The following is an 8,000-nucleotide window of genomic DNA, read 5'->3' as shown; positions in this document are numbered from 1 at the left end:
GCGGCAAGCCACGGGGTATCAACAAATGATATTTTCTATCTTAACGCAGCAAGCTGCGGGGAATTTAACCCGACAGATTCCGCAACCTTAATCGCGTATTCATTGTAATCTGTGTAATCTGCGAAATCTGTGGATTAAATCACTGTACACCCTGTAAAATTTTCCACATTAATCAGAGCACTAAGAAAAAACTTGACAATGCCGCTTGCCTAAGTTTATCTGTTCCAACAAAAAATACTATTTATTTTGATGGTGACCCTTGAGGGGTATAATAGGGAAACCGGTGAAACTCCGGTGCGGACCCGCCGCTGTAATCGGTAACGAAAGCCGCAACAAGCCACTGTTTGTCTTCAGATGAATGGGAAGGCGCGGCCGGTAGGATGATCCGAAAGTCAGAAGACCTGCCACAAAGTTAATTGTTGAGGAGATGGCAAATCCTCAAGCGATCATCGCTTGGGGATTTTTTTTATCAATTTTGGTCATGTTTTTTTTGAAAAGGAGCGATAGGTTATGGCGAAAGATATTGATTTGGAAAAAATTGTTAAAGATATTAAGCCGCTGGATGCTGAATGGATCGAAAAAGCCCGTGAACGCACGGCCCGGCTGGTAATGCCGCCCCGTGCGCTTGGAAGGCTGCATGAAATCTCGGAAAGGTTATGCGGAATCCGGAAAACACTGAAACCGGTAATAAATCGTAAAGCTGTCCTGGTCATGGCCGGAGACCACGGTGTGGCGACTGAAGGAGTAAGCGCGTTTCCCCAGGAAGTTACCGGAGAAATGGTGAAGACCTTTCTAAGAGGCGGGGCCGGGATTAACGCCATTTGCAGGCATGTGGATGCTAAAGTATGGGTGGTGGATATGGGAATCATCCCAAATTTAAAACCTGAGCCAGGCGATGGAGGAAACCGCTTCTTGGACCGCAAAGTAGCCCAAGGAACTGCGAATCTGGCCAAGGGACCTGCCATGACACGCCCGGCGGCCCAAGAATCGATAATAAACGGCTTTCAACTGGCAGCTGAACTTTTCCAAAACGGTATTGAGATTTTGGGTACCGGCGACATGGGGATCGGCAACACCACCCCTTCAGCGGCCGTTGGAACCGTGATAACCGGTACGAATATCGATGAGATGGTCGGCCGCGGCACCGGCGTGGATGACCAGGGTCTTGCAAGAAAACGAGATGCCGTTCGCAGCGGTATCCAAATAAATCAGCCCGATCCAAAGGATGGCTTGGATGTGCTGTCTAAAATCGGCGGATTCGAAATCGGGGGGATTGCCGGGTGCGTGCTGGCCGGAGCTTTTCACAGCCGTCCGGTTGTCATCGACGGCTTTATTTCCACGGCCGGCGCGTTGGTGGCCCACGCCCTCTGTCCGCAAGTTGCCGATTATCTGTTTGCCGGACACTGCTCGGAGGAGTTGGGCCACAGAGCTATGCTGAAGTATCTTGGACTTGAGCCGATTCTCGATTTGGGGATGCGCCTGGGTGAAGGGACCGGAGGGGCGCTGGCTATGGGAATCATGGAGGGAGCGCTTCGTGTTTTCAATGAAGTCCTGACGTTCGAAGAAGCCGGTGTGACCGACAAAGAGTAGAGAATCCGGGCTCAGAGGACTCGGCTTTGATTTGCCCCCATAGGGGTGCACCTATCTCAAATGGAGCAAATTAAATTCCAAATAACAAATATCAAATATCAAACAAATAACAATCGTTCGACCTAGAGGCTCTCGACAGGTGACCAAAAGGGGAAATCCCAAATAACAAAATCCAAATAACAAATAAATTCCAATGACCGAAAAAACAAATAACAAACAAAAGAATAAAAAATAGTTTTAGCCCTTGTTTGGAATTTGAGACTTGGAATTTGTGATTTATCTGAAATTTGGTGCTTGTAGTTTGGAGCTTGTTTGTTTTTTGGTGCTTGGAATTTGTGATTTTAGACACAAAACTCCAAGGCAGAGCTGAATATCTCTGACCTAGCCCAAAGTACCAGGTTCTTCAGGACTTGTTCAGGAAATATTTATTCGAGTACCCACGCGGTGTTACCATATAGTTTAGATAGGTGACGGAAGCACTGCTGCCGATAAAAACCGTTGTCTGCATATCCACGTCTTCTTTGTGAAGATCTTTCAAGGGTACGATCTGCACGTTCTGTCCCTCTCGCATGGCACGGGCAACAATTCCCACAGGAGTTTGTGGATCCCTGTAATTCAGGATAATTTCCTGTGCCTTTTTAAGCTGCCAATTCCGTTTTTTGCTTTTGGGGTTATACAGGACGATGACAAAGTCAGCCTTTGCCGCTGCTTTCAAGCGCTGTTCAATCTGCTCCCAATTGGTCAGCAGATCGCTCAAACTGATGGCGGCAAAATCGTGCGTCAAGGGAGCACCAAGGAGAGCTGCACCGGAGCAGAGGGCCGGAATTCCGGGAACAACTTCGATGCGTAAATTGCGGCTATCCGTTTTCATCTCATGTGAATTGCCGGGTGAAACCACATAAATGTTTTTACGATTACACATTTCAAACACCAGCCCCGCCATAGCATATACACCTGGATCGCCGCTGGAAACGACGGCACAGGTTTTTCCGTTCAGGGCCGTCTCAATAGCAGTTTCGACCCGTTCCACCTCTTTTGTCATGGGTGTGGTGATGATAATTTTGCCCTCAATCAATGGACGAATCAGCTCGATGTAGGTGGTATATCCGGCAACGGCATCAACGCCTGCAAGGACATCCATGGCACGTTTGGATAAATGATCCATGCTTCCGGGGCCGATGCCTACAATGAAAAGGGAATTCTGGCGACCGCCACGGTTACGTTTTTCGTGCTCTGCTTGGGAACTATCAGCCGGCCCTGGTGCGAGCCCAGAATCGCTGCTGCTTCGCATACGCTTTCAACTCCTATATGTTTTTTTACCATCACGGACGGATTTTCTATGGTCTGAACCGCATTTAACTCTTGGGGTGCAAAGAATTTGATGGGGACATCCAAATCCTTGGCCAGCGCCAGCAAACCCACTGCATCAGCCCGGCGATCAACGCTGGCAAGGCATTTCAAACTCTTGACGGCCAGAGCAAATCGACCCAAAATGTTAAATAGAAATTCCTGCAACTCTTCAAAACTCGTATCACGGTGGCACCCTATTCCCGCTACCAGCGAAGCGGGTCGAAGCACCAGGGTGTTATCCGGCACTTCAATCTCTGTATCGTCGATGTATACACCGGCAGGCACGTCCTTTGGAAGACTCTCTTTTCCGGCTAACTTTTTTTCGGGAAATGGTAAAACCGTGACTGCTTTAAGATCGTCACTTAAAAAATAATAGGGATCATGGAGATAAATCGGCGCACCGCTAATCAACGCCATGCTGACGGTTTTGATTGCGCCGTAATTTTCGATGTAAAGGTTCTTCTCTCTGGCCAAAACATCAACGGCCGGCAGACGATTAACGTCGGTGGCAGTGGTAATCACAGGATCCGCCTGAATCAGCTCGGCCACCTTGAGAGTAAGCGCATTGCCCCCGCCGATATGCCCTGAAAGCAGGCTGATCACATATTGCCCGCTTTCGTCGGCCACCAGCACCGCCGGATCTTGGGTTTTGTTTCTGATCAGAGGTGCAATCATCCGTACCACAATGCCGGTTGACATGATGAAGATATGGGCGGAAAACGATGTAAAATGACGTTGGACGGCGTCTTTTAAACGCGTAAACCCATGCGTCCGTTCGAAATCAGACGCAAGCTCGACGGTAACAAATATATCCGCTTGCGGCATTTTGCGGGCAATCGCTTCCGCTAATTGCGCCCCTTTGGGCGTAATTGCCCAAACAGCAATGTTAGCTACATCGGCCATAAATAAGTCCGTAAGCGTTCACAGGTTCAGAGTTCACCGTTCAGAGTTCACCGTTCAGCCTGCGACGAGCCCTTCGGCTGTGACCTCAGGGTCGAACGGCTACATTCGGCCTGAGCTCATGTTGAAGGCAGCCGAGTCGGGTTACCTTTCGTAGGCGTTCACAGGTTCAGGGTTCAAGGTTCTTGGTTACCTCTAAACCCCGAACCCCTGAACCTGTGAACCTTTGAACCCTGAACCCCTGAACCTTTGAACCCTGAACCTCTGAACCTGTGAACGGTTACATAAATTAGTTACTTTCTGTAACCATGCGTAAAGTCTTGGTCGTACAGCCTGGATTTCACCGTCAATATCTCCGCCCCAATCTCCAGGACCTTGCCGACAATGATCAGGGCTTGATGGGTTATATTTTCAGAGCGGACGGTCTCTGTCAGTTTATCAAGCGTTGTTCTGATAATCTTTTCCTCCGGCTGACTGACGCGAAACGCCACTGCACAGGCGGCTCCGCTACCGTAAGCTTCTTTCAGGATTTTCGCCACCTGGTCGATAAGTGATATGCTGAGGTAAACAGCCATGGAAGTGCGGTGGGCGGCAAGTTTTTCCAAGGCTTCGGCCTCCGGTACCGATGTCCTCCCGGCCATACGCGTTAAGATCAATGTCTGAGAAACTTCCGGCAGTGTGTATTCAAGCCCCATGGCAGCGGCGGCCGCAAAGGCGGCGGTGACGCCCGGAATAACCTGGTAGCTTATATTTCGTTTTTGCAGCTCTGCCATCTGCTCAAAAATGGCGCCGTAAAGACTCGGGTCTCCGGAATGCAGCCGTACCACTCGCTCTCCGGCCTCACAGGCCCTCTCAATCTCATCAATTATCTGTCCAAGATTCAAAACGGCACTGCTGATCCGCCGGGTTTCGGATCGGGCCCACTTTAAGACCGCTTCCGGCACCAGCGACCCGGCATATATCACTACATCCGCCGTCATCAAGGCCTGCTGCCCTCTGACCGTAATCAAGTCGGGATCACCGGGACCGGCGCCCACAAACATAACCGGGTAAATTTCTTTTTCCATAATAAAATTGTGTTACAATTTTATGAAACGCGGCTACGCCGCTCAGTCGGTTTTCTGTCCTGAAATAATCCAAACCGGATTCAGGGTTTCAAATCGTTCACTCCACGGCATCGCTTTGCTGCGAAGAACCTGAATCTGGACAACTTCGGTGTTGAAACCGTTTTTGCGCATCGTTTTCTGGGATGTTGCGAGATTAGCCATCAGTACCGTGTTGATTACCATCACACCGCCGGGTTGCATTAAAGCGGCGGCCTTAGAGATAATTTGCTCCAAATCACGCCCGCCGCCGCCGATAAAGACACGATCCGGAGTCGGGAGGCTGCTGAGCCCGTCCGGCATAACGGCTTGAAGCGCTTCAATGTTGTTGACCCCAAAACGCCTGATGTTGGCTTTAATCTGATCGATTCTTTCGGCTTTCTGCTCAACAGCGATAATCCTGCCGCGCTCTAAAAACACGGCCGCTTCAATCGAAACCGATCCGCTACCGGCCCCCAGATCCCAAAGAGTATGGTATGGCAATAACTTGAGCTTTGCCAGAGTAACCGCACGAACTTCGGTTTTGGTAATCAAACCGCCTTCGTGTTCGAAAAGGTCTTCAGAAAGTCCCATGTAAAGCGTCTGGGGCGAACTATTCGATTCCGGCTTGCGTTTCAATATTACCACATTGGGATCGGCGAAGTTAAGGTCCGTCGCAACTTCCAATTGATACCATCCTATTTTTTCATCCACGGTTCCGAGTTTTTCAAACACGCCCATTTTTAAATTGATAACGCCTTTTGAAATCAGAAAACCTGCCAGCCAGGCCGGGTTTTTTTCAGGATCGGTGAAAACGGCCACCTGCTCGTGGCGTTTCAGCGCCTGGAGCAGTTCCAGTTCATGGCTGCGGCCATGCAGGCTGATGACTTTGACATTGCTCCAAGACTCTTTGATTTTTGCAAAAGCAGCGGCTACAGAGGAAATATTGGGCAACACCTCAATCCGGTCAGGCCCCAGCGCACGGACCAACACGGAACCGATGCCGTAAAACAGGGGGTCGCCCGAGGCCAGAACCACGATCCGTTTGCTTATCATCTGGTCTTGAATATAGGCGACAGTTGCCTTCAGATCTTTGGTGATCTCTTTTTTGACGACACCAAGGTCTTCAAAATACGCCAGGTGCCGTTTACCTCCCATCAGGATGTCGGCTTTTTGGATGATCTCCTTGTGTGCGTCGGTGAGATCTCTGGGCGTAAGCCCCATCCCGATGATAGTGACTGGTTTCATATCTTGGTTCATCCTCAACCGGTCTTTTCGGAATCAAAGATAACATTCCCTTCAAAGTTATAAATTACGCTTTGAATCTGAACGCCGGCCCCTGCAAACCGCCGGGCAGACGTTACAATCCTATTTCCGACCTGCGCTATCACTTCCGAAAATTCGGGCAGGATATAATCCAATGCGTGCCGGGCCGTGTTGGCGGCAGCTATACGGCCGGCCAAACGTTTGCTGCCGGTTGATTCAAAGGCCCATTCAGACAATTTCTGCAAAGACAAGCGCGTTTTGGCCGCGTGAGTGTGGGGCACCCCCTGGGCCATCTTGACGGCTTTGCCGAAAAAAACGGTCAGCGACGCTTTTTTCAACCCTTTTTCGGCAACCTTGGCCAGCGACATCTGAAAATAGTCGCCGATTTGAACAAAAGCCTCTTCGGAAAGCTTGTTCCAGCGCGTCTGCGAATAGCGTTCGCTGCGGCGCCCGGTGGCCAGTATGACCTGCTCAAGGCCCGCAGCCCTGGCAACCGAAAGGGCGGCATCGATGGTGGCGATGTAGGCCTCGTGCGACATGGGCCGCACGACTCCGGTGGTCCCAAGTATGGAAATTCCCCCCACAATCCCCAGGCGTGCATTCAGGGTTTTTTGGGCCAGAATCTCGCCTTGGGGAACAAACAGTTCCGTGATGACGGCACCCCGGATACCGTATTGCTGCATAACCTCCTCGACGCTTTGAACTATCATTTTACGAGGTCCCTCGGTTATGGACGGCTCACCGACCGGAATTCCCAGGCCGGGTTTTGTGACCCTTCCAACACCCTTGCCGCCGGTAATCACCACACTCTCTGAAGCGCTATTCACAGGATAAGTGACCAGAGCGCCGATTTCAGCCTTGTGGGTGACATCCGGATCATCCCCGGCATCCTTTATTACTGAACACCGGGCGCTTTGCGCGCTCACTCGAGCGCAGGTATGCATCTGAATCCGAATCTTCTCACCTGTAAGGAAACGTACAAAAACATGATCGGGTGCTTGATCCTTCAGCAGCAGCAATAGCGCCCCTTTGGTCGCTGCTGCCGCGGCCGTTCCCGTGGTAAATCCGCTTTTCAGTGTTATGCCTTGATCAGGTGTCATCTTTCTTTATTTAGTCCTGAAAAACCTAGTCCTATGGGATAAGCCACAGATATTTGGCTCTGCCTTAGAGTTTTGCGTCTAAAATCACAAATTCCAAGCACCAAATTTCAAATAAATCACAAATTCCAAGTCTCAAATTCCAAACAAGGGCTAAAACTATTTTTTTATTCTTTTGTTTGTTATTTGTTTTTTCGGTCACGCGCAGCGCAGGCGCTTGCGCCGCGTGTTGGAATTTATTTGATATTTGTAATTTGTTATTTGGGATTTCCCCTTTTGGTCACGCGCAGCGCAGGCGCTTGCGCCGCGTGTTGTTATTTGTTTGATATTTGATATTTGTTAATTGGAATTTAATTTGCTCCATTTGAGATAGGTGCACCCCCATGGGGTGAAATCAAAGCCTGGTCCTATGGGCCAGGATTCTTTACTGAACTCTTGGTTTAATCACATACGAAACAATAATCTGGTCTTTTGATTCTGATAAAATTTTTAAGGATGCGGGATTGAGGACCGGGTTAATCATCATGCTTCCGGATTGTTGCAGGTTATCAAGCGGTATCTTGGCCGTATAGATGGTGGAGATGTTTTCCAAAATTCGATTACCGCCGATGACTTCGATTTTTTCAGGGTCAAGCTTAATCTCGGAAAGGATCAGATGTTCCGGCAATTTCCCAACCCAGTCCACCTGCAAAGGCAATGCTTTTTTTATGATGAC

The 8,000-nt window shown here is 49.7% G+C and carries 7 protein-coding genes and 1 riboswitch; of the genes, 1 reads left to right on the top strand and 6 read right to left on the bottom strand.

Annotated features, from left to right (window positions below):
* The first annotated feature begins 233 nt into the window (after positions 1–233).
* Positions 234–424, top strand: a riboswitch (cobalamin riboswitch).
* A gap of 86 nt (positions 425–510) precedes the next feature.
* Positions 511–1,590, top strand: a complete 1,080-nt coding sequence (gene cobT, locus V3S16_RS11470) for a nicotinate-nucleotide--dimethylbenzimidazole phosphoribosyltransferase (RefSeq protein ID WP_413885051.1) — start codon at positions 511–513, stop codon at positions 1,588–1,590.
* Between the two features lie 403 nt (positions 1,591–1,993).
* Here cobT and cobJ read toward each other — a convergent pair whose 3' ends face one another.
* The 6 genes from cobJ to V3S16_RS11440 all read right to left on the bottom strand — a co-directional run.
* Positions 1,994–2,755: a precorrin-3B C(17)-methyltransferase gene (gene cobJ, locus V3S16_RS11465; RefSeq protein WP_413885049.1), complete on the bottom strand. Its 762-nt coding sequence runs from the start codon at positions 2,753–2,755 to the stop codon at positions 1,994–1,996.
* 17 nt (positions 2,756–2,772) lie between these two features.
* On the bottom strand, positions 2,773–3,843 hold the full coding sequence (locus tag V3S16_RS11460) for a cobalt-precorrin 5A hydrolase (RefSeq protein WP_413885047.1): 1,071 nt from the start codon (positions 3,841–3,843) through the stop codon (positions 2,773–2,775).
* 290 nt (positions 3,844–4,133) lie between these two features.
* Entirely contained in the window at positions 4,134–4,907 is a 774-nt protein-coding gene (gene cobM / locus V3S16_RS11455) for a precorrin-4 C(11)-methyltransferase (protein WP_413885045.1), read from the bottom strand.
* A 42-nt stretch (positions 4,908–4,949) separates the two neighbouring features.
* Positions 4,950–6,170, bottom strand: coding sequence for a precorrin-6y C5,15-methyltransferase (decarboxylating) subunit CbiE (gene cbiE / locus V3S16_RS11450; RefSeq protein ID WP_413885044.1), 1,221 nt, complete (start codon positions 6,168–6,170; stop codon positions 4,950–4,952).
* Positions 6,171–6,184: 14 nt separating this feature from the next.
* The gene (gene cbiD, locus V3S16_RS11445) at positions 6,185–7,288 is read right to left on the bottom strand and encodes a cobalt-precorrin-5B (C(1))-methyltransferase CbiD (protein WP_413885042.1); all 1,104 of its coding nucleotides are present in this window, start codon (positions 7,286–7,288) and stop codon (positions 6,185–6,187) included.
* A gap of 421 nt (positions 7,289–7,709) precedes the next feature.
* On the bottom strand, positions 7,710–8,000 hold a 291-nt coding region (locus tag V3S16_RS11440), incomplete at its 5' end, for a CdaR family protein (RefSeq protein WP_413885040.1).

Origin of the sequence: Candidatus Desulfatibia sp. (genome assembly GCF_036446775.1) — a bacterium.
In the GTDB taxonomy this organism is placed as follows: Bacteria; Desulfobacterota; Desulfobacteria; order Desulfobacterales; family UBA11574; genus Desulfatibia_A.
This window is presented reverse-complemented; position numbering and strand designations above follow the sequence as displayed.